This is a genomic window from Microcoleus sp. B6-A1 (genome assembly GCF_036705085.1).
Classification (GTDB): domain Bacteria; phylum Cyanobacteriota; class Cyanobacteriia; order Cyanobacteriales; family Microcoleaceae; genus Microcoleus.
In genome coordinates this window covers 1-26923 of sequence record NZ_JAUBTU010000046.1, presented here as the reverse complement: position 1 = coordinate 26923, position 26923 = coordinate 1, and the positions used below count along the sequence as shown (strand labels likewise).

General features: G+C 46.3%; 23 protein-coding genes and 1 pseudogene. 18 read left to right on the top strand and 6 right to left on the bottom strand.

From position 1 onward, the window contains the following. Window positions 1–5 precede the first annotated feature (5 nt). On the bottom strand, window positions 6–824 hold the full coding sequence (locus QUB11_RS18035; protein ID WP_333204076.1) for a carbohydrate ABC transporter permease: 819 nt from the start codon (window positions 822–824) through the stop codon (window positions 6–8). 495 nt (window positions 825–1319) lie between these two features. On the opposite strand from QUB11_RS18035, the gene QUB11_RS18030 reads away from it, so the two are divergent. From QUB11_RS18030 to rdgB, 8 genes are all read left to right on the top strand, one after another. Continuing rightward, window positions 1320–2012, top strand: coding sequence for an aldehyde oxygenase (deformylating) (locus QUB11_RS18030; protein WP_333204074.1), 693 nt, complete (start codon window positions 1320–1322; stop codon window positions 2010–2012). Between the two features lie 149 nt (window positions 2013–2161). Beyond that, window positions 2162–3187 (top strand): long-chain acyl-[acyl-carrier-protein] reductase, encoded by a 1026-nt coding sequence (locus QUB11_RS18025; RefSeq protein WP_333051513.1) that lies wholly within the window; start codon window positions 2162–2164, stop codon window positions 3185–3187. Between the two features lie 266 nt (window positions 3188–3453). Beyond that, entirely contained in the window at window positions 3454–4434 is a 981-nt protein-coding gene (gene accA / locus QUB11_RS18020) for an acetyl-CoA carboxylase carboxyl transferase subunit alpha (RefSeq protein ID WP_333204073.1), read from the top strand. Window positions 4435–4675: 241 nt separating this feature from the next. Next, a complete protein-coding gene (locus QUB11_RS18015; RefSeq protein ID WP_333204072.1) occupies window positions 4676–5401 on the top strand; it encodes an SDR family oxidoreductase in 726 nt (241 codons plus the stop codon). 218 nt (window positions 5402–5619) lie between these two features. Next, complete coding sequence (gene folE / locus QUB11_RS18010; RefSeq protein WP_333204070.1) at window positions 5620–6354, top strand: GTP cyclohydrolase I FolE; 735 nt, start codon at window positions 5620–5622, stop codon at window positions 6352–6354. Window positions 6355–6565: 211 nt separating this feature from the next. Continuing rightward, window positions 6566–7990, top strand: a complete 1425-nt coding sequence (locus QUB11_RS18005) for a phosphoglucomutase/phosphomannomutase family protein (RefSeq protein WP_333204068.1) — start codon at window positions 6566–6568, stop codon at window positions 7988–7990. A gap of 155 nt (window positions 7991–8145) precedes the next feature. Then, the gene (locus QUB11_RS18000) at window positions 8146–8754 is read left to right on the top strand and encodes a hypothetical protein (protein ID WP_333204066.1); all 609 of its coding nucleotides are present in this window, start codon (window positions 8146–8148) and stop codon (window positions 8752–8754) included. A 28-nt stretch (window positions 8755–8782) separates the two neighbouring features. After that, window positions 8783–9370 carry an RdgB/HAM1 family non-canonical purine NTP pyrophosphatase gene (gene rdgB / locus QUB11_RS17995; RefSeq protein WP_333204064.1) on the top strand — a complete coding sequence of 196 codons (588 nt, stop codon included), beginning with the start codon at window positions 8783–8785 and terminating at the stop codon, window positions 9368–9370. A 161-nt stretch (window positions 9371–9531) separates the two neighbouring features. Here the strand turns inward: rdgB and QUB11_RS17990 are convergent, their stop codons facing one another. Then, window positions 9532–9870 carry a P-II family nitrogen regulator gene (locus QUB11_RS17990; RefSeq protein WP_006633346.1) on the bottom strand — a complete coding sequence of 113 codons (339 nt, stop codon included), beginning with the start codon at window positions 9868–9870 and terminating at the stop codon, window positions 9532–9534. Between the two features lie 356 nt (window positions 9871–10226). On the opposite strand from QUB11_RS17990, the gene QUB11_RS17985 reads away from it, so the two are divergent. The 9 genes and pseudogenes from QUB11_RS17985 (at window position 10227) to QUB11_RS17950 (ending at window position 19704) form a co-directional block, all read left to right on the top strand. Continuing rightward, window positions 10227–11525 (top strand): MFS transporter, encoded by a 1299-nt coding sequence (locus tag QUB11_RS17985; RefSeq protein WP_333204062.1) that lies wholly within the window; start codon window positions 10227–10229, stop codon window positions 11523–11525. Window positions 11526–12387: 862 nt separating this feature from the next. Next, window positions 12388–12560, top strand: a pseudogene (locus QUB11_RS17980) (RNA-guided endonuclease TnpB family protein); the annotation flags it as partial. A 72-nt stretch (window positions 12561–12632) separates the two neighbouring features. Then, entirely contained in the window at window positions 12633–14468 is a 1836-nt protein-coding gene (ilvB, locus tag QUB11_RS17975; protein ID WP_333204060.1) for a biosynthetic-type acetolactate synthase large subunit, read from the top strand. Window positions 14469–14794: 326 nt separating this feature from the next. Further along, window positions 14795–16222 (top strand): serine/threonine-protein kinase, encoded by a 1428-nt coding sequence (locus QUB11_RS17970; protein ID WP_333391310.1) that lies wholly within the window; start codon window positions 14795–14797, stop codon window positions 16220–16222. Window positions 16223–16248: 26 nt separating this feature from the next. Continuing rightward, window positions 16249–16368 carry a zinc-ribbon domain-containing protein gene (locus QUB11_RS31310; protein ID WP_445300857.1) on the top strand — a complete coding sequence of 40 codons (120 nt, stop codon included), beginning with the start codon at window positions 16249–16251 and terminating at the stop codon, window positions 16366–16368. A 503-nt stretch (window positions 16369–16871) separates the two neighbouring features. After that, window positions 16872–17363, top strand: coding sequence for a TerB family tellurite resistance protein (locus QUB11_RS17965; protein WP_333149670.1), 492 nt, complete (start codon window positions 16872–16874; stop codon window positions 17361–17363). Between the two features lie 380 nt (window positions 17364–17743). Then, the gene (locus QUB11_RS17960) at window positions 17744–19057 is read left to right on the top strand and encodes an FGGY-family carbohydrate kinase (protein ID WP_333391308.1); all 1314 of its coding nucleotides are present in this window, start codon (window positions 17744–17746) and stop codon (window positions 19055–19057) included. Between the two features lie 105 nt (window positions 19058–19162). Beyond that, window positions 19163–19507: a hypothetical protein gene (locus tag QUB11_RS17955; RefSeq protein WP_106146328.1), complete on the top strand. Its 345-nt coding sequence runs from the start codon at window positions 19163–19165 to the stop codon at window positions 19505–19507. Continuing rightward, window positions 19504–19704 carry a hypothetical protein gene (locus QUB11_RS17950; RefSeq protein ID WP_333051533.1) on the top strand — a complete coding sequence of 67 codons (201 nt, stop codon included), beginning with the start codon at window positions 19504–19506 and terminating at the stop codon, window positions 19702–19704. Before QUB11_RS17955 ends, QUB11_RS17950 begins: the two co-directional genes overlap by 4 nt. 269 nt (window positions 19705–19973) lie before the next feature. Here the strand turns inward: QUB11_RS17950 and QUB11_RS17945 are convergent, their stop codons facing one another. From QUB11_RS17945 to QUB11_RS17935, 3 genes are all read right to left on the bottom strand, one after another. Next, on the bottom strand, window positions 19974–20579 hold the full coding sequence (locus tag QUB11_RS17945) for a hypothetical protein (RefSeq protein WP_333204052.1): 606 nt from the start codon (window positions 20577–20579) through the stop codon (window positions 19974–19976). Between the two features lie 180 nt (window positions 20580–20759). Next, a complete protein-coding gene (gene pcrA / locus QUB11_RS17940) occupies window positions 20760–23108 on the bottom strand; it encodes a DNA helicase PcrA (RefSeq protein ID WP_333204051.1) in 2349 nt (782 codons plus the stop codon). Window positions 23109–23318: 210 nt separating this feature from the next. After that, a complete protein-coding gene (locus QUB11_RS17935; RefSeq protein WP_333204049.1) occupies window positions 23319–23702 on the bottom strand; it encodes a YkvA family protein in 384 nt (127 codons plus the stop codon). Window positions 23703–23876: 174 nt separating this feature from the next. Here QUB11_RS17935 and QUB11_RS17930 point away from each other — a divergent pair, with 174 nt between their 5' ends. After that, entirely contained in the window at window positions 23877–24620 is a 744-nt protein-coding gene (locus QUB11_RS17930; RefSeq protein WP_333204047.1) for an SIMPL domain-containing protein, read from the top strand. A 291-nt stretch (window positions 24621–24911) separates the two neighbouring features. Here QUB11_RS17930 and QUB11_RS17925 read toward each other — a convergent pair whose 3' ends face one another. Further along, complete coding sequence (locus tag QUB11_RS17925) at window positions 24912–26168, bottom strand: hypothetical protein (RefSeq protein WP_333204045.1); 1257 nt, start codon at window positions 26166–26168, stop codon at window positions 24912–24914. Between the last annotated feature and the right edge of the window lie 755 nt (window positions 26169–26923).

The following is a 26923-nucleotide window of genomic DNA, read 5'->3' as shown; positions in this document are numbered from 1 at the left end:
CCACCTCAATTCTTAATCCCCGTCGCCGCAATCCCCCGTATAAACTGCCGTTGACCGGCCAAAAACAGCAACACCACCGGTACAGTTCCAATTACCACCGCCGCCATCAACAACTGCCAACTGCTAGTAAACTGTTCCTGAAACTCAGCCAGAACCAACTGCACAGTCCGCAACTCCGGCCGCGTCGTAAACACCAGCGGCTTAAACAAATCATTCCACTCCCCGATAAACGTAAACAAAAACAGCGTCACCAAAGCAGGGCGGGCCAAAGGTAACATCACCTGCCACAACACTTGCCAGCGGTTAGCCCCATCCAGCATTGCCGCCTCCTCCAACTCCACCGGAACAGTCATAAAATACTGGCGCAGCAAAAAAATCCCAAAACCGTTAGCCGCCGTCGGCAAAATCAGCGCCCCGTAGGTATTCAGTAGATGGCCCCACTTCAAAACCAAAAAAATCGGAATCACCAAAAGCTGAAACGGAATTACCAGCGTCGCCAAAACCCCCAAAACTAGGGCCTGTCGCCCCCGAAACTTTAGCCTGGCCAAAGCATAACCGGCCAAAGCAGAAGTCACCACCTGAAAACCCGTCACTGCGATCGCCACTAGAGTAGAATTAAGGAATGCCAACAAAAAATTGCCCCGTCGCCAAGCCTCCTGATAGTTTGCAAAAGTCAGGCCTGTGGCCTTGACACCGACACCCGATGGTGATATTGAAACCAAGAATACAGCAGCCAGTGGCAGCAGCACCAGCGCAGCACCCGCCAGCAACAAAATAAAACTCAGCAGTTCCAGCGCCTGAGACCTGTCAAAGGATTTACCCATAAATTTGTGAATTAACCTAAAATAATAAGCCTGTGACGTTCTCCAACCCGATCGCATCCCAGATTCCCATACAAGAACATAATAGTAGTAGAGGGAAAGAAGGAGTACCTAGGGAGGAAGTTGTGATTAGGATATAATGTTATAGATAGAGTTGGTACTGTAAAACCCTGAAAGGTGGAGACATAGACCGTATTTCTATCATCTATTTCCGGGCAAAAGATCGACTAACGACTAATTCAAGTAATTAGTAAATAGATAGCATTCTAGCGATAGTCTTTCTGGAGTGTTCGACGGCAAAAGTCCGGCAAACACGCACGCTTGACGCCAGTTTTTCCCGGAACGTCAAAGAAAAGTTCTTTGTCGAAAGCATCCTCAGCTATAATCTGTGATTTAGATGGGGTGCGTTCAAAATAGGTAAAGTGTACTGTCACTGACCCCCCATTTTAAAGGGGTTTCCCAACATCCCGCAAGCTTATATAAGGAGACTACATATCTATGCCCCAGCTTGAGGCCAGCCCAACAATTGACTTTCAAACCGAAACTTACAAAGATGCTTACAGCCGCATCAACGCCATTGTGATTGAAGGCGAACAAGAAGCTCACGATAATTACCTGACACTGGCCGAACTGTTGGCGGACAAAAAAGCAGAGTTAGTTGGCTTGTCCAAGATGGAGAACCGCCACATGAAAGGCTTCCAAGCTTGTGGCCGGAATCTTAAAGTCACGCCGGACATGGCATTTGCCAAGCAGTTCTTTTCGGAATTGCACAAAAACTTCCAGACGGCTGCGGCCCAAGGTCAGATTGTAACTTGCTTGTTGATTCAATCGCTAATTATCGAGTGTTTTGCGATCGCAGCTTACAACATCTACATCCCCGTCGCCGATGACTTTGCTCGCAAAATCACCGAAGGCGTCGTCAAAGAAGAATACACCCACCTCAACTTTGGGGAAGTCTGGCTGCAAGCTCACTTTGAGGAATCCAAAGCCGAACTCGAAGCTGCCAACCGCCAAAACCTGCCCATCATCTGGAGACTGCTAAACTCTGTCGCAGACGATGCCCGCGTTTTGGGAATGGAAAAAGACGCTTTAATCGAAGACTTTATGATTGCCTACGGCGAAGCCCTAGGCAACATAGGCTTTAACAACCGCGATATCATGCGGATGTCAGCACAAGGCCTCGCAGCCTAGTTAATTTGGAAATAAGGAATGGGAAAAAAATTAAAAATTAAAAATTAAAAATGGGATACCTCATTTTAAAATATATATTTTTAATTTTCCCATCTTCCATATTCCATCTTTCATCTTCCATCTTCAATCTTCCTTCATTTGACAACTTAATGTTTGGTCTAATCGGTCACTTAACCAGCTTAGAACACGCCCAATCAGTAGCTAACGAGCTGGGCTATCCAGAATATGCCGATCAAGGTCTAGATTTTTGGTGCAGCGCACCGCCCCAAATAGTTGATCAGATCACGGTAACAAGCATCACTGGACAAAAAATAGAAGGCCGCTATGTGGAGTCCTGTTTTCTGCCAGAAATGCTAGCCACTCGCCGGATAAAAGCAGCCACTCGCAAAATCCTTAATGCAATGGCACACGCTCAAAAAAACGGGATTAACATCACGGCTTTAGGCGGCTTTTCTTCGATCATTTTTGAGACTTTCAACTTGCAGCAAATTAAGCAAATTCGCAATCTCAAGTTGGAGTTTGAACGCTTCACCACTGGTAACACTCACACAGCTTACATCCTCTGCCGCCAAGTAGAAGAAGCAGCCCCTAAATTGGGGATTGAACTTTCAAAAGCCACGGTAGCCGTTTGTGGTGCTACTGGCGATATTGGCAGTGCTGTGTGTCGCTGGCTCAATGTTAAAACAAATGTAGCAGAATTGTTGCTCATCGCCCGCGACAAAGAACGATTGCAAGATTTGCAATCAGAATTGGGTCGAGGGAAAATTATGGACTTGGAAGAAGCCCTGCCCCAAGCGGATATTGTAGTCTGGGTAGCCAGTATGCCCAAGGGAGTAGAAATTGACCCTAAGACATTGAAGCAACCATGTTTATTGATTGACGGTGGCTATCCGAAAAATTTGGCAACTCAGGTTCAGCATCCCGGAATTTACGTACTCAATGGCGGCATTGTGGAGCATTCCCTCGATATTGAGTGGAAAATCATGAAGATTGTCAATATGGATGTGCCGGGCCGACAGTTGTTTGCCTGTTTTGCTGAATCAATGCTACTGGAATTTGAAAAAATGTATACCAATTTTTCTTGGGGACGGAATCAAATTACTGTGGAAAAGATGGAGCAAATCGGTCATATTTCTGTCAAGCACGGTTTCAGACCTTTATTAATGTCAGTTTGATGTTAAAAGTCAACTGTTAAATTTGAAAATTTAATAGTTGACTTTTTCTTTGGCATCGGAATAATATTTGGAGGAGTGCAGCGCGATCGGGAAGCTCGCGCTATATGATAATGATGATGTGACCGAGTTGGATATCATACAAAATTTAAAACTCAAAATTTCCAAATTTCCTCTCTTTTTCAGCATCCCCTGACAGGGTAGGATCGGAAAATAGTCGATCGACAAAACCTGACAAAACCTGACAAAACCTTATAGAAATTATCAGCGTGCCAAACCCAGACCGTAAACCCTTACTCTTAGATTTTGAAAAGCCCCTGGCCGAACTCGAAACCCGAATTCACCAGATTCGCGAACTCGCCGCAGAAAACAGCGTCGATGTCACCGACGAAATTCGCAAACTCGAGGCTCGCTCAGCCCAACTGCGACAAGAAATTTTCAGCAGCTTGTCCCCCATGCAGCGACTGCAACTCGCCCGTCACCCGCGCCGCCCCAGCACCCTCGATTACATTCAGGCAATTAGCGACGAGTGGATCGAGCTTCACGGCGATCGGCGCGGCGGAGACGACCCGGCCCTCGTCGGTGGAATTGCCCGCATAGACGGGCGTCCCACAGTCATCATCGGCCATCAAAAAGGACGCGACACAAAAGACAATATCGCCCGCAACTTCGGCATGGCGGCTCCCGGTGGCTATCGCAAAGCCCTGCGGTTGATGGAACACGCCGATCGCTTCGGAATGCCAATTTTCACGTTTATCGACACTCCGGGGGCTTGGGCGGGCTTAGAAGCAGAACAGCTCGGACAGGGAGAGGCGATCGCCTGTAACCTCCGAGAAATGTTTCGCCTCGACGTTCCCATCATCTGCACCGTCATCGGCGAAGGCGGTTCCGGCGGCGCATTGGGTATCGGTGTCGGCGAGCGGCTGTTGATGCTGGAACATTCCGTCTACACCGTCGCCACCCCCGAAGCTTGTGCCGCCATTCTCTGGAAAGACTCTGGCAAAGCTAACTTGGCTGCAGAAGCCCTGAAAATCACTTCCTGGGATTTGAAAAACCTCGGCGTTCTCGATCAAATAGTACCAGAGCCGATCGGTGGCGCTCACTCGAATCCCCTCAAAGCCGCTTCCATACTCAAACAAGCTTTGTTAGAAAACTTAGCAGAACTAACCCAGCTTACGGGTCAGCAGCGACGCGAACTCCGGTATCAAAAGTTTCGTCACATCGGTGTATTCACTGAAATTGCGGCTTGAGCCGCTCGATTCAGAGCTGTGAGTTATGAGTTGAAAATCTTTTACTTTAAACTCATAACTCACACCTCATTATTCTGCGGATCTGTCAGCAGTGTTATAATTTCTCAGGTGACACGGCTTAACAGTTCTTAATGTTTATCTCATAATTAACTGTTATCACCCGCAGCAGACAGTTGTCTAATTTGCCGAAGAAGGCTGCAACGCTGTAGGGAGTTGCCGAGCGAAAGTATTAGGACACTGAATGAACCATCCAACAACAAAGCAGGCTCTGATTACCGGAGCCAGCAGCGGTATTGGCAAAGCGACGGCTCTAGCGTTCGCCGCCGAGGGCATAAATCTGGCCTTAGTTAGCCGAGAGTCGGAAAACTTAGAAGCCGTTGCCGCAGCAGCCCGAAAAGTCGGAGTGAAAGCAGAAGCTTATCCCTTAGACTTGGCAAAAATTGAGCAAGTGCAAAGCAGCATCAGCGCGATCGCAGCTCAATTGGGTTCCGTAGATATCCTGGTAAACAGCGCTGGCATGGGCTACACCGGCTCCTTGACGGAAACGTCCCTAACCGACTGGCAGAGCGTTCTAGACCTCAATCTAACTAGCGTTTGGCAGTGCATTTTAGGAGTTTTGCCCTCCATGCGCGATCGCCGATCGGGAATCATCATCAACGTTTCCTCGATCGCCGGCACCCAAGCCTTCCCCAACTGGGGAGCCTACTGCGTTAGCAAATTTGGTCTCATGGCTTTGTCTAAAACCTTAGCCGCCGAAGAACGGGCTCACGGAATTCGCGTAACAGCAATCTGTCCCGGTTCTGTCAACACTCCCCTGTGGGACACAGACACCGTGGACGCCGACTTCGATCGCACCGCCATGTTAACCCCAGAAATCGTCGCCCAATCAATTCTGCACGCAGTTCAGTTGCCAGCGAGTGCAGTAATTGAAGAAATCACGCTCATGTCCAACGCAGGAGTTTTGTGAACTTGAGATTTTAGACTGCTGGATTTTTCTCGAATTCAACAATCTTTGAATCTCTAGCTATAGCGGTTCTCAGATAAATGAGGTATACAGAAACCCTGTAAGGTCAAGCTTTTCAGGTCAAAATTCGTACCTCACCTTTTTGAGAAAGGCTATATATCCCCCAATCGAAAATCTAAAATCGAAAATCGAAAATCGATTCACCCTCACACCAACTTGTTATGACAATTGCATCTTCCACCGATTCCAATGGCTCGAACTCACTCTCGACTGACAGCATGAAACTGTTACAAACCGCAGATAATAACTCCCCGCGCATCCCCACTCGACCCGATCGCAATTCCTCGAACGGTCAAGAATCCAGCGTGCCCAAACCCTCAGAAGTAGGCCAAGAAGAAATGATGGAGGCCGTTCGCACAATACTGCTGGGAGTAGGAGAAGACCCCGAACGCGAAGGATTGCTCAAAACCCCAAAACGGGTAGCAGAAGCAATGCGGTTTCTCACCAGTGGTTATAGTCAATCCCTCGAAGAACTCCTCAACGGCGCTATCTTTGACGAAGGTCACAACGAAATGGTACTGGTGCGAGACATCAGCGTATTCAGTATGTGCGAACACCATATGCTGCCGTTTATGGGCAGAGTTCACATTGCTTACATTCCTAACCAAAAAGTAGTGGGATTGAGCAAATTAGCCCGAATTTCCGAGATGTATAGCCGCCGGTTGCAGGTGCAAGAACGTTTGACGCGCCAAATTGCCGAAGCAGTTCAGACAATATTGGAACCGAAGGGAGTAGCTGTGGTAATGGAAGCCAGCCATATGTGCATGACGATGCGGGGTGTGCAAAAACCCGGTGCTTGGACGGTTACAAGTGCAATGTTGGGCGTGTTCCAAGAAGAACAGAAAACTCGTGAAGAATTCCTGAATTTGATCCGCCACCAACCGGCATTCTTTTAGTCATTAGTCATTAGTCATTAGTCATTAGTCATTAGTCATTAGTCATTAGTCATTAGTCAATCACTTTTTCCAGGTGGCTAGCGATCGAGCAATTTGGTCATTAGCCCCCAGATTCATCCGCAGTCGCAATCTAAAATCTAAAATCTAAAATCAGATGACGATCGACTGATAAACCCATAAAATAGACGGGTGACTCATGACTTGTGACTAAATGAATCCTATTAAATTCGGTACAGATGGCTGGCGCGGCATCATTGCTGACGATTTTACATTCGATCGCGTAGCGTTAGTCGCTCCCCTAGCGGCACAAGTTCTCGCACAAACCGGCGGCAGCGATGGCAGCAGCGGTACCGTAATTGTCGGTCACGACCGCCGATTTCTGGCTGAAGAATTTGCCTTCACAGCGGCTGTTGCCATCCAAAACGCAGGATTTGACGTGCTCCTGAGCGAATCCTACGCCCCCACTCCAGCTTTCAGTTTAGCTGCCAAACAATTAAATGCTTTGGGTGCGATCGTCCTGACAGCCAGCCACAATCCCGGTGCATATTTAGGGTTAAAAGTCAAGGGCGGATTTGGCGGTTCAGTTTCGCCCGAAGTTACTCAACAGATAGAAGCAAAACTCGAAAATCCGGCGGCACTTTCAGCAACTCCCGGCAAATTGGAGAATTTCAATCCTTGGCCGGCTTACTGCAAAACCTTGCGGGAAACGGTAGATATTGAGGCGATTAAAGAAGCGATCGCCAGCGGCAAAATTACAGTATTTGTAGATGTAATGCACGGGGCCGCCGCCGGAGGATTAGCTCAAATTTTAGAAGAAACAGTGCACGAAGTCAACAGCGATCGAGATCCGCTGTTTGGTGGCGGTGCACCCGAACCTTTGCCGCGCTACCTGTCGCAGTTATTTCGGGTGATGCGTACTCACCAGCGAAAAAGTTCTGGTTTGTCAATCGGATTTGTATTTGACGGAGATAGCGATCGAATTGCAGCCGTTGACTCTAGCGGCAACTTCCTCAGTTCACAAATCCTAGTTCCCATCTTAATCGAACATTTAGCAAAACGGCGCGGCTTGACCGGGGAAGTCATCAAAACAGTCAGCGGTTCAGACATAATTCCCAAAATTGCCAAGCTGTACGACTTGCCATTATTTGAAACGCCGATCGGTTACAAGTATATAGCCGATCGAATGTTGACCACCCAAGTCTTAGTCGGCGGCGAAGAATCGGGAGGAATTGGCTACGGTACGCACATTCCCGAACGAGATGCTTTACTGTCAGCCCTGTACTTATTAGAAGCAGTGGTCAAATCCGGGGAAGACTTAAGCGAAATTTACAGCCGACTGCAACAAGAAACAAGCTTTACTTCAGCGTATGACAGAATAGACTTGCACCTAGCAAACATGGAAGAAAGGTCGCGTTTGCTGTCCCTGCTGCAAAATCAACCCTTAACAGAAATCGCCGGCAAAGCAGTTGTAGATTGCAACAAAGTGGACGGATATAAATTCCGTTTAGCTGACGGAAGTTGGCTGTTAATTCGGTTTAGCGGAACAGAACCCGTGTTGCGGCTGTATTCAGAAGCAGCGACATTGAAAGAAGTCATGCAAAACTTAAACTGGGCGAAAAATTGGGCGCATAATTAATCGGACTTTTCCACCGCAGATAAACGCAGATGAACGCGGATGACTCGATCTCAAATCTCTCTTTCTCTGCGTCCTCTGCGGCCTCTGCGGTAAAAAAAATATTACTCACAATGAAATACTATTGCTATATCAGATTAATTTTAGGATAAAAGCAAATGGCTTACAGCGATTTCAGCCTTGCGAAAGTCAAAAAAGATTTTGGATTGATTTTAGATGAAACTCGCAATTTATTTGCCGATACAAAACCCGTCTCACCATCCGAAATATTAACAACAATCCTGATTGATTATGTACCGCTAGCAACTTTTATTTCCACAGAAAAAGCTCGCTCAGAATTTTTGATTGCCCCGATATTAGCAGAAGTTCGGCGATTGTTAAACAAACGAGTTTCTCTTTTTTCCGGTAAGGATTTTACTGTCGATCCAGAAAGAGGTTTGCAAGGATTTTGCGATTATATTATTAGCGGTTCTTCAGAACAATTGTTCATCAGTGCTCCGGTTATAACAATTTTTGAGGCAAAAAAAGAAGATATTATTGGCGGTTTGGGTCAATGCGTGGCTGCAATGGTAGCGGCCCAATGTTTCAATCAAAACCAAGACACTGAGGTCGATCGCATTTACGGCGCGGTGACGACGGGAACTAACTGGAAATTCTTGATTTTGGAGGAAACTATTGTTTATATCGATCCGATTGAATACTATATTCAAGATGTTGATAAGATTTTGGGAATTTTGTTGCAACCATTTCCCCAATATGTTTGTTAATATGGATCGGTAAGTTTTAACAGAAATAATGACCGATCGCAAATTGCTAGTTGTAGCTACGGGCAATCCGGGTAAACTCAAGGAAATGCAAGTTTATCTTCAGGATTTGGGATGGGAATTGGAACTAAAACCGGAAGAGTTGGAAATCGAGGAAACAGGCGAAACTTTTATTGCTAATGCTTGCTTGAAGGCGTCTGAAGTGGCAAAAGCAACGGGCAAATGGTCGATCGCCGATGATTCTGGTTTAATGGTAGACGTACTCGACGGCCAACCTGGGATTTACTCCGCACGCTACGGGAAAACCGATCCTGACAGGATATCTCGACTTCTCAAAGAATTGGGAAGCGAACAAAACCGGGAAGCACAATTTGTTTGCGCGATCGCGATCGCCCGTCCCGACGGTACAATTGCCTTGCAAGTAGAAGGAATTTGCCGCGGCGAAATCCTGCATACTCCTCGCGGTACGGGAGGTTTCGGATATGACCCCATTTTCTACGTACCCGCACAGCAACAGACATTTGCCGAAATGACACCGGATATCAAGCGATCGCACTCTCACCGCGGCAGAGCCTTCCACGCTCTTATACCACAAATGGCGAGCATTGTCAACCCCTAATTAGGAAAAAAGCCAAAACCGGGGGTAACTGTGGCATTGGATATTGACACTTAGGTATCAGAACTAAACAGGAAAGAGGTTTTTCCTTGGCAATGATTAGTTACCAATGACCAATGACCAATGACCAATTACCAATGCCCAATGCCCAATGCCCCAGTATCTTAGATTGCCTCCAAGTTCTTTTCCCCAGTCCGAATCCGAATAATTTGTTCTACAGGAGAGATGAAAATCTTGCCGTCGCCAATCTCGCCCGTGCGGGAAGCCGCGATAATTTTATCAACCACCATGTCAACCTGATCGTTTTCCACAACAATCTCCACCTTGAGCTTTTGCAAGAACTCAACAGTGTACTCAGAACCGCGATAGCGTTCTGTCATGCCCTTCTGACGGCCAAAACCTCTAACTTCAGAAACAGTCATCCCCACAATACCAGCATTGACGAGTGCGATTTTCACTTCGTCTAGTTTAAAGGGGCGAATAATAGCTTCAACCTTTTTCAAGTTTCTCACTCCTAACAGTTAGTACCTTCGTTATATTACTTAATCGGCGTGACATCTTTTAATATCACTGCCAGCAGCAAGTATTTTGTCAAGTATATTACCGTATCTTGTACTCGCGATGAAATGCACGCCAACCTTTAACAATCTTCTCGGATTTTCCGGGCGAGCGGGTTCTCGGCTCCGGCCGATCGCGGTAGAGTTAAGAAGACTGCAGCAGCCGTCCCCCGCCGCTGATCTGCTAAAACAGAAAAAGAACGCAGGAGACAGGAGTTTTCCGAGTTTCCGCTTTGCTATGTCAGATTTGCACATATTGCTGAAAACTATAATTGCCAGAAGCGGTCAGTTAAACTATTCCTATGCACCCAGCCAGCCCTCCCCCTGACCGCAGCGGGCTTGATGCCCTACTGAGAAATCGCCCCTTCCTCGCCTTGTGGACGGGCCAATTATTGGCCCAAGTGGCGGATAAAATCTTTTACGTATTGCTGATTATTCTGCTGAAAACCGGCGACTACCGACCCTGGCCTGTTTCTTGGCAACATTCGGAAAATTCTATGCTGTCAGCGGTGATGATCGCCTACACCGTGCCGGCGATCGTCTTTGGTTCCGTAGCCGGTATCGTGGTAGACCGCTTTTCCAAAAAGCAAATGCTGATCGCCTGCAACGTGATTCGAGCCGCGTTGATTGTAGCTTTGCCGTTTTTGCCCAAAGCTTTTGTGGTTTTGTTGACGATGACGTTTTTAATCTCTACCGTAACGCAATTTTTTGCTCCGGCAGAGCAGGCTGCAATCCCCCTGACCGTGGGGCGAGAGGGACTGATGTCGGCAAATGCGCTGTTCGCCTCGTCCACAATGGGCGGGATTATTGTCGGGATGACGATCGGCGAACCGCTGTTTAGTTGGGTCAAACACAGCTTCGGATCGAGTTCTCAAGAGTTTTTGCTGGGCGGGTTGTACCTAATATCAGCAGGTTTGATCTATGCTATGCGGATCAAAGAACGTCATGCCGGCAGCAGTGGCAAAAACGTCCATCCTTGGCAAGATCTCAAAGAAGGTTTGCGCTATTTGAAACACAATCACCTTGTCAGCAACGCGATGGTGCAGTTGACCATTTTGTATTCGGTGTTTGCGGCGCTTCAGGTGCTGGCGATCGCGCTTTCAGGCAAAATAGGTCTCAAAGAAACTCAATTTGGCTTTTTGCTGGCTGCAGCAGGAGTCGGAATGGTCTTCGGCGCAGCCTTTTTGGGACACTGGGGCGATCGAATGCACCACAAACCTCTGCCTTTAATCGGTTTCTTGATGATGGGTTTTGTATTAGCAATGTTTGCCTTTACTCGACAGTTATGGGTGGGTTTCGGATTGAGTGCTCTGTTTGGTTTTGGTGCTTCCTTGATTAACGGCCCGATGCAAGCTCTGATTCAAGAAAAAACTCCCGAATCTATGCGGGGTAAAGTCTTTGGATTTGAAAACAATGCGATTAATATTGCTCTGAGCCTGCCTTTAGCGATTACTGGCCCACTGACTGATGCTGTCAGCAAAGCAGTCGGCTCGGATGACCTCGGCTTGCGGATCGTGTTGCTGAGTTTGGGCTTTTTGGTCTCGGTGATGGGCATGGCAGCTTGGAAACATACTCGCAAAGTCTTGCAGGATGTTCTCTGAACTTTGCAAAGAAGGAAGAAGCAAGAGGGCTTGGTTTTCGCGATCGATCCATAACATAGCAACCGCCCTGATGATTAGGACGTTCTTAATTGCTCAAACGATTAGTTTTTCTTGTCGAATGCCGAATCACCAAAAAACGAGCGAGAAGCCCCTGGCTTTAGACATGGGGAGGAAAGCGACTGCGACGACCGTCGCCGTGGAAGGATCGCAATTGGAGTCGCAATGATATGATAAGTGCAGCGACTAAGAATAACCATCTACGTGTTGAAACATTTTAGTTTCGGTGAGATTCCGGCACAGTAAGCCACTACTGCATTTGAGCAGGAAGCCTATTTAACTGACAAAAAATATCAAAATGTGGAGCGTACCTATCTGGCATAAGTGATGGACTCCGAAAGCAGAAAAAAGCCAAAAGTATACGCAAAGCTTGGATTCGTCCATGCTGAGTGGGTAGAGGCGCATTGATAGCGCCTTTGAAAGTCCCTTTGTGGTCTTATTCAAGAATCCCCCTGATTCATCAGTGGGGAGTATCAAGAATGCTATACAAGCGTCATATCGCGGTAAACCGGCATAGGGGCCGCGATTTCCTCTGTTTCTTTTGAGCCTCTGCTGTTCCACAATTTCGCGATCGGACACCGCCCGCTCGCCAAACTTTTTGTAAAATATCAGCAGTCAAATTTTCAGAGTTTGACTATTGAGATTAAAGTATAGCCTTTCTCAGAAAGATGAGGTACTCATGGGCTAATGGCTAATGGCATAGGTCATAGGGCTAATGGCTAATGGCCTACCTCACTTTTTTGAGAACCGCTATAGTATTATAAAACATCATTAAGATTGTAAACATCAATAGACAATGGTAGTATCATATAGCCAGATGATTAATGCCGATGTTAACGGGTCTATAATATTTTGAGAAAAGCAATCCCAAATGCGTTTAGCGATGGGATAGGGAGCTGCGTAGTTCAGCCGAGGCGGGTTAATCCGCTCAAAGTAAAAGCGAAAGGGGAGGGACTTCATGCCTCCCACGTCATGTAATAGATGACTATAGTTTTACAAGCTATAAAAGCTTTCATTAAAAATCATAATTAGTTTAAGGGAGGAAATTCTGTGCAACTAAAAACTAAAGTGACCATCAGGCGTGCAACTGGTGGATTTGCTCTGATTGACAGCTTGATCCGCCACGGCGTCAAGCATATTTTTGGTTATCCCGGTGGCGCAATTCTGCCGCTTTACGACGAACTCTACCGCGCCGAAGAAACTGGCGCAATCAAACATATTCTGGTGCGCCACGAGCAAGGTGCTGCTCACGCGGCCGACGGGTACGCCCGCGCTACCGGACAAGTTGGGGTTTGTTTTGCTACTTCGGGCCCCGGCGCAACTAATTTAGTGACGGGGATTGCGACAGCCCACATGGATTCGATCCCGATGGTAATTATTACCGGTCAGGTGCCCCGTCCGGCGATCGGCACTGATGCGTTTCAGGAAACAGATATTTACGGGATTACCCTGCCAATTGTCAAGCATTCCTATGTAGTACGCGACCCGAAAGATATGGCGCGAATTGTGGCTGAAGCTTTCCACATCGCGAGTACAGGGCGGCCGGGGCCTGTTTTGGTTGATGTACCCAAGGATGTGGGTTTAGAAGAATTTGACTATCTGCCCGTGGAACCCGGATCGGTGAGAATTCCGGGCTACCGGCCGACGGTGAAGGGAAATCCCCGGCAAATTAATCAAGCAATTTATTTGCTGCAGGAAGCAAAGCGTCCTTTGCTTTATGTCGGGGGCGGGGCGATCGCAGCCGGGGCCCACGAGGAAATTAAGGAACTGGCCGAACTTTTCCAATTGCCGGTGACGACAACGCTGATGGGCAAAGGTGCCTTTGACGAAAACCATCCTTTGTCGGTGAAAATGCTGGGGATGCACGGCACTGCTTACGCTAATTTTGCCGTTACCGAGTGCGATTTGCTGATTGCTGTCGGGGCTCGGTTTGACGATCGGGTGACGGGCAAATTAGACGAGTTTGCAGCGCGCGCGAAGGTGATTCACATCGATATCGACCCGGCGGAAGTAGGCAAAAATCGCGGCCCTGACGTGCCGATTGTCGGAGATGTCCGCCAAGTTTTGCTCGATTTGCTGCGTCGCTGTCGGGAAACTGGAGTTTCGGGGAAGGCCGGACAGACTGCGGAATGGCTGCACAGGATCGATCACTGGAAACAGGACTATCCGTTAGTTGTGCCTCATTACCCAGACATTTTGTCTCCGCAAGAGGTGATTTCTCAGTTGGCTACTCAAGCACCTGATGCTTACTACACAACGGATGTCGGTCAACATCAAATGTGGTCGGCTCAATTTTTGAACAACGGGCCGCGCCGCTGGATTTCCAGCGCTGGTTTGGGCACGATGGGTTTCGGGCTGCCGGCTGCGATGGGCGCGAAAATGGCGCTACCCAATGAGCAAGTGATTTGTATTGCTGGGGATGCTAGCATTCAAATGAATATTCAAGAGCTGGGAACACTAGCACAATACGGCATTAATGTCAAGGTTGTTATTGTAAATAATGGCTGGCAAGGCATGGTGCGGCAGTGGCAGCAGGCGTTCTACGGCGAGCGTTATTCCTCGTCGAATATGACGGTGGGGATGCCGGATTTTGTGATGCTGGCTGAAGCTTATGGCGTGAAGGGGATGCTGGTTTCGCAACCGGAGGAACTCAAAGATGCGATCGCTCAAATGCTCGCTCACGACGGCCCGGTGCTGATGAACGTGAAGGTGACGAGGGACGAAAACTGCTATCCGATGGTAGTTCCAGGTAAGAGCAACGCTCAAATGGTTGGTTTGCCGGAACGTAGCAAGTTGCAATCTACAGAGTTGGTTTATTGTCCGAGTTGTGGCGCGAAGAATGTTTCGAGCAATAATTTTTGTCCTGAATGCGGGACAAAAGTTTAACGAGTTTTGAGTGGGGACTTAGGCAGTGCCTATTAGTCTCAACTTAAGGTCAAACGTAGTCATAGACTGCTGTTTATCGTCGAGGCCAGATCCCCCTAAATCCCCCTTAAGAAGGGGGACTTTGAGATCGCTCCGGTTCCCCCCTTCTTAAGGGGGGCTAGGGGGGATCTGGCCTCGGATAAAAGCGAGAGATACAAAGGTTTCAGACTTAAGTTGACACATATCGGCAATGCCGTCTCTTTACCCGGATCTGCTGTTTCACATTTAACACCATCTCCGCTGGCATCGCATCGAGAGCTTTAATGTGTAATCTCTAAGCATATTTTATGAGCCAGTGTCTAAACCCTGATTGCCTATTCCAAAACCCGTCTGGCTATACAAAATTCTGTCAAAAATGTGGGAATAAACTGCTATTGGGCGATCGCTACGGAGCCCAAAAAATTATTGGACAAGGGGGATTTGGGCGCACTTTTCTAGCTATTGACGAGTATAAACCATCTAAACCTCCCTGCGTTATTAAACAATTTTACCCCCAATTTCAAGACCCTTCTAGTATCCAGAAAGCTGCTGAGTTATTTGAGCTTGAAGCAGTCCGCCTAGAGCAGTTGGGTAAACATTCTCAAATTCCCGACTTATTAGCATATTTTAGTCAAGATGGACGGCAGTATTTAGTCCAAGAATTCATCGACGGTGAAAACTTAGCCGAAGCACTAGAATCTAAGGGATATTTTAGCGAAACGCAGATTCGCGACTTGCTTAATAATTTACTGCCAGTATTCGAGTTCATTCACTCTCGCCAAGTAATTCACCGGGATATCAAGCCAGAAAATATTATTCTTAGGCAAGATGGGCAACTGGTTTTAGTTGACTTTGGAGCCGCGAAATATGCGACACAAACGGCTCTAGGGGTAACGGGAACGAGAATCGGGACGGCTGGATATACGGCACCAGAACAAGCCAACGGTAAACCGATTCATGCGAGTGATATTTATAGTCTGGGTGTCACTTGTCTGTGTCTGTTAACTGAGGTTGAACCGATTGATTTATTCGATGATAGCGAGTTTGAGTGGGTGTGGCGAGAACACTTAAAAACATCTGTCAGTTCGGAACTGGGTCAGATTTTAGATAAAATGATACAACCTGCTATTAAAAAACGTTATCAATCTGCTACTGAAGTTTTGCAGGATCTTGCTTCTCAATCACCTCAATTATCAGCTCAAACACCTCCACCACCAACGCCACCAGACTCGCTTACATCAGCGCGGGGTGTTGACTATACTCGTCTCCGGGATTTATTAGCAGCAGGAAAGTGGAAAGAGGCGGATAGGGAAACATTCAAGGTGATGTTAAAAGCTGCGAGACGGGAGAAGGAAGGTTGGTTCGATACGAACTCGATCGAGAATTTTCCTGGCGATGATTTGCGGACGATCGACCAGTTGTGGGTAAAATATAGTCAGGGTCGTTTCGGCTTTAGTGTCCAGAAAAAAATCTGGTTAGAAATAGGCGGTAAAGTTGATTATGACACTGAATGCAAGCTAGGCGATCGTGTCGGTTGGCGAAAGAGGAGAAAGGGGAGGAAAGGTTGGTTGGAGTACGATGATTTAACCTTTAATCTGGAAGCACCACGGGGTCACCTCCCGTCGTGTGCGCGTGTGTTTGCGTGGGGGGGAGAAGGATTGGGTTGGGTTGTTGGGGTGTTGGGGTGGTTGGGGTTGGTTGTGTGGTTCTCTCTTCTCTCGCATCAAGAGCTGTAAGCTGTAATTTATAGCGATTTCAGCCCTTGGTTGGTTTGCCCGATCGTAGCAAGTTGCACTCTGCGGAGTTGGTTTATTGTCCCAGTTGCAGCGCGAAGAATGTTTCGACGAATAACTTTTGTCCTGAGTGCGGGACAAAAGTTTAAGGGATGAAAGTAGGGACACGGGGGTCAGCCCATAGGTGTCAACAATCGCCTGAAAACAATTGTATCTCTGGTCGATCGCCGAGTCCCAATCCCCCTCGCATCCTTAAGAAGCTACCCTGTATACACAAGTCCGAAATCTTTCCACACAATTCCTGAAACCAAAGTCTCGCATGAATCTCAGAAAGGAAGCTTATTTTAATAAATTTTAAGTTATTGATTCGGCAAAACGAGAAATCCAGGTGCTAGGAAACAGGGTTTCTACAATATGGGTCAGCGAGCAACTTGTGTGTACACGGTAGCATCATAGAGGGGGTAGCTAACCCGGATTTGGTATAAATATTTTTTAAATATTTAAATAACACTTATATGTGCAATACTTAAAATTGTTGTAAATCACAAATCCGTGAAAAACGTCTAGCAGCGACGTATCCCAACGGTTTACCTTTATAAACCAACACTTCTCTGACCACAATAAATTCTCACAAAAATTAAAGGGGTAACTGATGACGAATATTAAAGAGGCACTACCTGCTTCACAATTTCTGAAAAACAACTTGGGTATTTCCGAAATTCCCCTTGAAGCATACCTTAGCTATGGATATGCACTGCTCGCTATTGCTGGAGCTGATGGAGAGGTTTCAGAAGCCGAACTTAATTGGTTACTAAATCATCAGCGCATGGCTGGCGCTCCTGAAGAAGTAATAGAAAAATACAAAACATTTGAATACAAAAATGCTGATTTAGAAAGCCTGCTCACCAAGATTACAGTTGATGTTTCTACTTGGTCAAAATCAAGGTCATTGTTGTATCATGCAATTCAAATGGCTCGTGCAGATGACAATTACTCACTTGAAGAGCAAAAAGCTGTAAAAAAAGCAGCTAAACTGCTGAAGGTTGAAGATGATATTGCGCTTGCTCTCCATAGGTTGATAGAAACAGAAGAAGCAGTAACGGCATTACGTAAAGCGCTACTACAAACTGAGGTTTTAGGTTAATCGAAGGGCTTTGTGTTACTTGAAAAAAGTTTAGTTTGTTTCATTAATTTTTATGGCAGTTAGATCCCGAATTCTTCAATAACTCTGGGATATAACTGCTTTTGGGTGTTACTTAATCGGGGTATAAAAAAATAAGTTTAAAATCCAGAAGCTTTATGGATACAGGTTTCTATGACTTGCATATTTAGCTTTTCATACCCTAAATTCAGCAAGGCCGACAAAGGTATGTAGTTGCGCTGAAGCGCTCTTATCTTAGGAAAGAGCGCTTCAGCGCAACTACATACCTAAACTGTAACCCCCATTTGTGACAGTTGGTCTTAGCCTTAATGCAAATAAACTTTTTGGTTTACTCAAAATAGGAAAATTCGCGGGAGTGGCAAATGAATCTTTATTTGGGAATAGATTTCGGCACGACTGGCGCCCGATCGACTGTCATAGACTCCCAGGGTACAATACATTGTGAGACAGAATATACTTTTGCTAACAACGGTCAACAACAGCCTGAATTGCCCTCGGTGTGGCAAAATGCGCTGTGGGATTCGATCGAGCAAATTCCCCCAACAATCCGCAATCAGGTAAGGGCGATCGCCCTTGACGGCACATCTTCCACTGTCATGCTGTGCAATACTGACGGTATACCAGTATGCGAGCCGATTTTATACAATGATGCGCGCGGTGCAGCGGTGACAGAGAGGTTGCGGGCGATCGCACCGGATAACCACACAGTATTGAGCGCAACGTCGAGTCTGGCCAAACTCCTGTGGTTCCAAGACTTTCGAGAGGAAACCGCCCCTACATTTTTCCTGCATCAAGCTGACTGGCTGGCATTTCTGCTGCACGGAAAATTAGGAATTAGCGACTATCACAATGCTTTGAAACTCGGTTTCGATGTTGATACTTTGTGCTATCCGAATTGGCTGATAGAGGGAATTGCGGGCGCTGCAAATCCTGAATTGCCGCAAGTTGTCGCACCGGGCACGCCTGTGGGGGAAGTGAGAGATCAAGTGCGCGATCGCTTCGGTTTTCCCCGTGATTGTATGGTTTGTGCTGGTACAACCGATAGCATTGCCGCATTTTTAGCAAGCGGTGTCAATTTACCAGGGGAAGCAGTAACTTCTCTCGGTTCTACACTAGCAGTCAAACTGTTAAGTCATACCCGCGTAGATGATTCTAAATACGGGATTTACAGTCATCGTTTCCCCCCCTTGTGTAGGGGCGGTGCCCCCGTGCCCGCCCTGGCAGGCGATTTGTGGTTGGTTGGAGGTGCTTCTAATACCGGAGGTGCGGTGCTGCGACACTTTTTTACTGATATTGAGTTGGATAATTATAGCAGACAAATTGATCCCGAACAAGAGAGTTTGCTGGATTATTACCCATTGTTGAAAAAGGGCGATCGCTTTCCGATTAATGACCCGAATTTGCCGCCCAGACTCGAACCGCGTCCAACTGATTCAGTGGAATTTCTGCACGGTTTGCTAGAAAGCATCGCGCGGATTGAAGCGCGGGGATATCAATTATTGCAAGAATTGGGTGCAACTCCTTTGACAAAAGTTTATACTGCTGGCGGCGGGGCAAAAAATTTGGTTTGGAGTGCGATTAGAAAGCGTTATTTAAAAGTGCCTGTAGTAAAGCCAATTCATACTGCAGCTGCTTATGGAAGTGCGTTATTGGCGAAGCATGGAATGCAAATTTAAAGGTGGTAAATTTGGACTGATATCGCTCTCGATTAAAGCTAAAATGAGAGGAAGTAAACATTCTGATATATTGTGTTAAGTTGTTATCCCTAAAAATTAAGGACAATGGCAAAGCTACCTGATGACATCCTGAACACAATTTTCACATTGCAGCGGCGGCTAGTGGAAATCCTCAACGAAACAACCGCCACAGAATATATATTCATGCAGCAGTTTGGCGAGACAGAAGCGACACTCCCGGAACTAGAATCCCTGGATAATATTAAGGAAAGGTTGAGAACCTCTTACAATCGTTTGTACAGGCTTTTGCAGCAGGTGGCAGAATCTCAACCCGCTGCGACTGCGGATACGTTAAACTTTTTGTATGGAACGATAGAAGACGGAGAGGCAATTGTCGATGCCTCAGCAGCAAGCATTCAAGAAATCAAAATGGATTGGAACTTACGATGAATCAACAACCTAGAATCCCCGACGCTGAAACCAGAAAGCGACACGTTGAAAAGATGCGTGAAGTCTGCCGACAGTTGGACGCTTTCAATTTGAAGTTAGATGAAGCGATTGCCATATTTGAAGCTGACAACCGCCGCCAGCGTCGAGAACGTTTGGCGGGTAAATACAGGCGTGTGGAATCTCAGGTAGTCGAATAAGATATGAGATGTTGCATCCTTGTTAATAAGTCTTTTATGAACAGGCAAGATGCCTGTTCCACAAAGAGTGAATTTTCTTGTGGAACAGGCATCTTGCCTGTTCTTGAAAATGGTGCAAGATGTGAGATAAGATCGATCGAGGGGCGATTCCCTGCGGGATAGCCTTGAATCATTTCTTTTGAGTCCCCTCTGTTCGGACGCAAGGTTGTGTAGTAACGGTTTTAACCGCCGACTCCGATCGGGAGTTTTCAACGCAGATTTGATATATGCTAATTTTCGCACACCATCCACACTAAAAATCCCAATATTTTATCTACTGGAGGTAGCGGATAATCGGTAAGATCGATCGTCACTATTTGCCCTTCCAGCTTGAGAAACCGCCAAGCTGTGCCGCTGGAAACGCTGCCGTAGATGACGGAAATCGAGATCCCTTTTGCTTCATTAAATCTCTGGGCTGCCACCATTTCAGCAATACATTGACCCAAACCTACTTTCAAATCTCCTTTTTTAGCTTCCACCATCACAATTACCGGGGCCTCAACGTCTAACTGTTCCGGGGAACGGCTGATGATAAAATCGCAAACTCCTGTAAGTCCAACAGCTACATCAACATTAAATTCCTCACCCGAAAACACGCTGATTTGTTGGTTAAGAATCCTGCGAACTTCCAGCAATACAGGGTTAATAATAGCTTCAGAACGGGCTTTTTCGGTGCTAGTGGCGATCGCCCAAGGCAAATTTGTCTCCAGCATGGTCTGCAAGGCTGTTGCGGGTGCGATCGGTTCGATTTCCGGCAGAAATCTGATTCCTTCCACTACTGTAAGATTGAAGGCTTCTTTAACCTTGCCGATGGTCGTAAATTGACTGTAAGACATAAGAGTTTAGGTTTTTATTTCTGCTTTTTACTTAGATAAAACTAAGGTTGAAACCGCATCGACACAAACGAGATACCCGACGTGGACTAAAGATAAAAACGTAATTTTTACCGCCCCCTCGGAAACCCGCGTCGGCGGGTTTTGCCTGTATAGACGCGGTTTAAACCGCCGGATTTTCTATTACACTCGCTGCAACTTAGCTGTTCTCGGATCGATAATTTTTCTGCCCAAACCTGAAAACTTAATTGCCAGATTAGTTTTATCGCCTTCTCCCAAAACATGGGTAATTTCTCCCACTCCAAAAGCATGATGAAAAACCCGATCGCCCGTTTTCCACTCTGCCGATTGAGAATTCCCAGAATTAGCTGCTGAATTATTAGTTTTTCCCTTGGAAACAGCCGTTTTAGCTGTCTTAGTTTTCTTCGCACTTCCAGCCAGCAAATGTGTCGGCAATTCCCCTAAGAATAGCGAAGGGGTGCAGTGTTCCCGGTAGCCTCCCCAGAGGCGGCGTTCGCGAGTGTGGGTGAGAAATAGCAATTCCTGGGCGCGAGTGATGCCCACGTAGCACAAACGGCGTTCTTCTTCGATCGCTTTCGGGTCGTCCAAACTGCGAAAATTGGGAAATAAACCCTGTTCCATTCCGACTAGAAATACTACGGGAAATTCTAACCCTTTTGCAGAGTGCAGCGTCATCAGCGACACGCGGGAATCCTCTTCCTGCAAGTCATCTAAATCGGATGCTAAAGATGCTTTTGCTAAAAATGATGTCAGCGTCGGTTCTTCGTTTTGTTCTTCAAATTGCAGCACAGCATTGTACAATTCTCTGACGTTTTCTATGCGATTTTCTGCTTCCTCGGTTCCTTGATTTTTCAAATCTTCAATGTAGCCTGAATCTTGGATAATTCCTTGGACAATTTGCGAAGCGGGCAGGGTTTCAACTTGCGATTGCCAACGACCAATCATTTCGGCAAACTTAATAATAGCTTTTGCCGATCGCCCTGCGAGAGTATTGACAGAAGATTCATCGCTGAGGATTTCCCACAACGGAATGCCTAACTGAGTTGCAGCGTCTTCGATTTTGGAAAATGTGGTATCCCCAATGCCGCGACGGGGAGTATTGATGATGCGTTTGAGGCTGACGCTATCGTCGGGATTGGCAAGCGCCCGCAGGTATGCTAGGATATCTTTGATTTCTTTACGATCGTAAAACTTGAGACCACCGACAATATTGTAGGCAATGTCTAAACGCATTAACGCTTCTTCAAAGGAGCGAGATTGAGCGTTTGTGCGGTAGAGAATCGCAAAGTTACTACCGTTTTCGTATTCGGAGTTTTGGCGCTTCAAAGAATGAATTTGACCTGCTACAAATTCCCCTTCATCTAATTCGTTGTCAGCCCGCCAGACAACAATGGGAGCTCCGGGTTCGCGAGTCGGGCGCAGAATTTTCTCGATCCGTTCGGTATTGTGTTCGATCAAGTGGTTTGCGACTTGCAGGATGTTTTCGCGCGATCGATAATTTTCCTCTAATTTTACCATCGTCTGAGTTTTATCGTCCGACAAACCATCTCCGAAATCCTCTTGAAATTCCAGCAATATGGTATAATCTGCCATCCGAAAGCTGTAAATTGATTGATCGACATCGCCCACGACAAAAATCGAACGGTTTTGCCATTTATCGAAGTTTTTCGGGTCGGCGTTATTTGTCACCAACATCCGAATCAAATCGTATTGAGTGCGGTTAGTATCTTGGTATTCGTCAACTAAAATATGGCAAAACTTTTTATGCCAGTAACTTAATACTTGCTCGTTTTGGCTCAAAAGTTTAACGGGAACGAGGATTAAATCGTCAAAATCTAGGGCATTGTTTGCTGCTAAAGCGTCTTGGTAGCGACTGTAAACATCGGCAATCACGCGACCTCGATAATCCGGTTCTGCTGCTTGGTATTCTAGAGGCGACCAACCTTTATTTTTAGCGTTGCTGATGACATAGCGGACTTTTCGGGGGTCAAATTTCTTGTCGTCGAGGTTCAGTGTTTTTGTGACAATTTGTTTGACGAGACTTTGAGCATCTGACTCATCAAAAATCGAAAAGTTTTTCTTCCACTGGCGCCCTTTTTCGTCTTGGTATTTTTCTATATCGTAGCGGAGAATGCGGCCGCACAAAGAGTGAAAAGTCCCCATCCAAATGTGTTTGGTGATTCTTTGGTAAATTTGCGATCGCAATTTCGTCTGCACATCCGGGGCTAAGTCTACCAAAGGTTTGCCATATTCGGCTTCAGCTTGCTGAGTTGCCAGCAATTTCTCAATTCTTTCTTTCATCTCCCTGGCGGCTTTATTTGTAAATGTCACCGCCAGAATATTTTCAGGATCGACTCGATTGGTGCGAACTAAGTTAGCAACTCGGTAAGTTAGAGCTCTGGTTTTGCCGGAACCAGCCCCCGCTACTACTAACAGCGGCCCGTTATAATGGGCGACTGCTTGGCGCTGAGATGGATTGAGGTGGCTGAGGAAATCAGTGGTTTGAGTCATAGCTAGAAAGTTAGTTTAATTTTTTAAGGGGTAAATAATACTTGGTATGCGATACCGCGAGTTCTTTTTAAGGTAAGGTGCGCCTAGCGCACCCTATATTATAACTAGAACGGTGATTTTTTAAACTTTAAATATTTTTGGCTCAAAGGAGTTGTTTAAGGTAAGGTGCTCGGCGCGCACTCTACACTATAAATAGATAGGTAATTTTTTTTAACCTTTAAATATCCGTGTCAGCCAAATTACTGCTAATATTCCCAAGCCAATCCAAATGGCAATAATCACAACAGCGGCAGCCCGATTTATCGGTTTTCCTCGCTCTATTTCTGCGGCTGCTTTTTCCCGACACTCGGCTAAAACCTGTGGCGGAATCATCTTCAGTACCAGCCAAATTCCCAAAGGTACAATTATCAAATCGTCCAAGTAGCCGAGAATTGGTATGAAATCGGGAATTAAGTCGATCGGGCTAAAAGCGTAGGCAACCGTAAGGCCTGCTAAAATTCTGGCGTACCAAGGTACTCTCTGGTCTGTACTTGCTAAATAAACAGCGTAAGTTTCTTTTTTGAGTCGGCGGGCAAGTTGTTTTAACGATTGCATATAATGACTAATGACTAATGACTAATGACTAATGACTAATGACTAATGACTAATGACTAATGACTAATGACTAATACTTTTTTTAGTTGCTAAAAATGTAACAACCCGGATATTTAGCACTTTCAGTGGGAAGGTAAAGTATAGCATCTGTTGTATGTGAGGAGAATCAAGTTTATGAATTCAAATTGGCAACGTCGCGATCGCATTAATTTCCGTAGTCTGGTAACAGCGTTATGTTTAACCTTAACTCTCGTTAGTTTTGTGAGATTAGATCCGGCGGTGGCCCAAGAACAGCGGATCAGAACATTGACTGTTACTGGGCGGGGTGTGGAAGCGATTCCTACAACTCAAACGCAAGTGCGGCTGGGGGTTGAGGTGCAGGGGAAAACGGCGGCCGAGGTGCAGCAGGAAGCGGCGAGACGATCGTCCGCTGTGGTAGAGTTGCTGCGATCGCGCCAAGTCGAAAAACTCGAAACTGCCGGCATCACCCTCAGCCCGACTTACAGCTACGAAAACAACCAGCAGCGCTTGACTGGCTATACGGCGACAAATACCGTCAGTTTTCGGATTAATACTGCATCTGCCGGCACTTTGCTCGACGATGCGGTAAATGCCGGAGCCACACGCATCGACGGTGTGAGTTTTGCCGCCGCCGAAAGTGCGATCGAATCTGCTCGAAAACAAGCAATCAAAAAAGCAACTCAAGATGCTCAAGCGCAAGCGGATGCAGCCTTTAGCGCCCTCAACCTCAAGCGGGGAGAGATTCTGGGCATTCAAGTCAACGGTGCGATCGCGCCGCCTCCAATGTATCGGCAGTTTGCTACTTCTCGCCCTGCTGGTGCTGATATTATTACAACGCCAGTGGTGGGAGGGGAACAGCAGGTAGAAGCTTCTGTGACTTTGCAATTTGGATATTAAATAGTTAGGGGTTGAACTGGCCACCTCAGCTTGACCCTAACTATTTCTCGATTTATCAAGCAGCTTTTTCTACAAAAAAATTTAGCCGTTTTAACCACTTCTGCCAGTAGTCTAGAAACGAAATCTCTCCTTCTTCAGGGGGAGAGTTCCTCAATAAATAGACTCTCCGTTAAACCCTAGGCGATCGCATTTCTCATACACAGAAAAGAGTGGACTCTTTTCTCAGATCCACTCTTTGTTAAACTCTCTTAGGGCTAGCTTGAACAAGCTAGAGTTAAGTCCTTACTTTACCTAGTCCTTAATGATTCTCTTGTCATGAATGACCACTTGATCCTTGAGTTTAGGAGTGCCGGAGATGTGAATATCCGTATCCATATTTTCCTCGGTGGATTCGGCTAGATATTGGGCAGATGACTTAACATCGTGCGCTGCACGTTTAGCAGATTCGGCTGCATTTTGGGCAGATGAGTTAAAACCATGCCCTGCACCTTGAGGAGATGGGGTTGCATTTTGGGCAGATGACCTAAAATCAGGCACTGGAGGTTTAGCAAATTCGGCTGCATTTTGGGCAGATGATTTAAAATCATGCGCTGCAGCTTGAGGAGATGGGGTTGCATTTTGGGCAGATGACTTAACATCCTGCTTAACATCCTGCGCTGCATCTTTAGCAGATTCGGCAGCATTTTGGGCAGATGACTTAACATCCTGCGCTGCACCTTTAGCAGATTCGGCGGCGCTTTGAGCAGATGACTTCATTGATTCAGCAGCACTCTTACCAGATGACTTAAGCGATTCGGCTGCACTTTTTATAGAGGGCTCAACTGCTTTCGCTGTATCTTTTACAGTCGATCTCAGATCCTTAGTTGCCCCCTCAATTTCCTGAGCTACAGCTTTGGCAGAAGGCTTAACTTCATCAGCAGTGCTCTTAATAGAATCCGCTGCACTTTGTATAGAAGGCTTGACACCTTCGACTGTCTGCTTGACTGAATCTTTTACTTCTCTAATTGTAGGTTTGACTTCCTCGGATGCGCTCTTGACTGCTTCTACTACAGAAGGCTTGGCTTCCTTAACTGTCTGATCGACAGATTCGGCTATACTTTTAATCGAAGGCTTGGTTTCCTCAACAGTCTCCTTGACTGCTTCTGCTGTAGCTTTGATAGATGGTCTAACTTCCTCAGCAGTTTCCTTTACTACTGTCCCTAGCTCTTCTACAGTGTGTGTAATACCGTCTGCTACGCTGTGTGCTGCATCCCCTAAATTATCTACAGCACGGTTAACAGTATCAGCAGTACCTTTACCAATCATAGCGCCAGCAACTGAGCCTGCTACAGCACCAATAATGCCTCCAGAGCGAGCACCGAGTATACCACCGACTGCTGCTCCAGCTATCCTAGCACCAATGCCTGAGCCTGATGATTGATCTTCCTTTGATTCTGCATTTTCGTTAGTCTGAGCCTGAAGCTGCGCGTTTTCGCTATTGTCAACATTCTTTTCCTGGAAGTCAGGATTGGCTTCAGGTTGGTTAAAAGGCTGCTTATTATCAGTCATAGATATCCTTGGGTATTACTGTTACATTTACTAGGCTAACTATATACTTCTCAGAAAATCTACTGCCTAAGAACTAGATTTTGACTGTTACTTAAGAAGTAGATTCTCAAAAATACTGACCACTACCGCGCTAGGGACTCGCTGTTCCTTCGACCTTGAACAAGTTGGAGGCGCGCGTTAGCGAAGCCCTCGAAGAGGATCGCATATCTGGCACAGTCTTAGCTTAGCCAGCCAAAAATAACTAATATATACAGGCTTGTTTACTGATTAAATGATTCATAAATATTCTAAAAAAAATGGGAGTGTCCGCTTATAATTTAAGGTTTAACAACGATATTAATAATATATTTATCAGGGAAAGTTGTAGGTTTAATTATTGAACCAAGTGATTTGTTTTGTGGACGTTGCTGATTTACGGTAGGAAAGGTTAAATATGCCAGTCATAAAAACCAGTCCCCACAAAGCTTGGGGATTTTCAACTGATTTTTTTCATACCCTGATTAAGCAACGCCAGATTTAGGAGTGATCTAACTGACGAGGAGAACTCTTTGAACAGCAACTTGACCGCTTTAGCCACCAGAGGCGCGATCGCACTTACGTGTAATTGGGCATAAGTTCGATCGCTCCTAAATTTTAGCGTCACATACGGCATTTTGCCCTATATAATAATAGAGAGATTATATAGCCTTTCTCTGAAAGATGAGGTATCATGTTACTGACACTCACTCGTGAGGGTCAAACAGAGAAAATCAGCT

Excerpts from the sequence above, each read along its gene's own strand:
- QUB11_RS17970 (WP_333391310.1), top strand. The coding sequence starts at position 14,795 with ATGAGCCAGTGTCTAAACCCTGATTGCCTATTCCAAAACCCGTCTGGC.
- QUB11_RS18030 (WP_333204074.1), top strand. The coding sequence starts at position 1,320 with ATGCCCCAGCTTGAGGCCAGCCCAACAATTGACTTTCAAACCGAAACT.
- QUB11_RS18005 (WP_333204068.1), top strand. The coding sequence starts at position 6,566 with ATGAATCCTATTAAATTCGGTACAGATGGCTGGCGCGGCATCATTGCT.
- QUB11_RS18000 (WP_333204066.1), top strand. The coding sequence starts at position 8,146 with ATGGCTTACAGCGATTTCAGCCTTGCGAAAGTCAAAAAAGATTTTGGA.
- QUB11_RS17930 (WP_333204047.1), top strand. The coding sequence starts at position 23,877 with ATGAATTCAAATTGGCAACGTCGCGATCGCATTAATTTCCGTAGTCTG.
- QUB11_RS17925 (WP_333204045.1), bottom strand. The coding sequence starts at position 26,168 with ATGACTGATAATAAGCAGCCTTTTAACCAACCTGAAGCCAATCCTGAC.
- QUB11_RS17945 (WP_333204052.1), bottom strand. The coding sequence starts at position 20,579 with ATGTCTTACAGTCAATTTACGACCATCGGCAAGGTTAAAGAAGCCTTC.
- QUB11_RS18025 (WP_333051513.1), top strand. The coding sequence starts at position 2,162 with ATGTTTGGTCTAATCGGTCACTTAACCAGCTTAGAACACGCCCAATCA.
- QUB11_RS17985 (WP_333204062.1), top strand. The coding sequence starts at position 10,227 with ATGCACCCAGCCAGCCCTCCCCCTGACCGCAGCGGGCTTGATGCCCTA.
- QUB11_RS17950 (WP_333051533.1), top strand. The coding sequence starts at position 19,504 with ATGAATCAACAACCTAGAATCCCCGACGCTGAAACCAGAAAGCGACAC.
- QUB11_RS17955 (WP_106146328.1), top strand. The coding sequence starts at position 19,163 with ATGGCAAAGCTACCTGATGACATCCTGAACACAATTTTCACATTGCAG.
- rdgB (WP_333204064.1), top strand. The coding sequence starts at position 8,783 with ATGACCGATCGCAAATTGCTAGTTGTAGCTACGGGCAATCCGGGTAAA.
- QUB11_RS17965 (WP_333149670.1), top strand. The coding sequence starts at position 16,872 with ATGACGAATATTAAAGAGGCACTACCTGCTTCACAATTTCTGAAAAAC.
- QUB11_RS18015 (WP_333204072.1), top strand. The coding sequence starts at position 4,676 with ATGAACCATCCAACAACAAAGCAGGCTCTGATTACCGGAGCCAGCAGC.
- QUB11_RS17935 (WP_333204049.1), bottom strand. The coding sequence starts at position 23,702 with ATGCAATCGTTAAAACAACTTGCCCGCCGACTCAAAAAAGAAACTTAC.
- QUB11_RS17960 (WP_333391308.1), top strand. The coding sequence starts at position 17,744 with ATGAATCTTTATTTGGGAATAGATTTCGGCACGACTGGCGCCCGATCG.
- folE (WP_333204070.1), top strand. The coding sequence starts at position 5,620 with ATGACAATTGCATCTTCCACCGATTCCAATGGCTCGAACTCACTCTCG.
- pcrA (WP_333204051.1), bottom strand. The coding sequence starts at position 23,108 with ATGACTCAAACCACTGATTTCCTCAGCCACCTCAATCCATCTCAGCGC.
- QUB11_RS18035 (WP_333204076.1), bottom strand. The coding sequence starts at position 824 with ATGGGTAAATCCTTTGACAGGTCTCAGGCGCTGGAACTGCTGAGTTTT.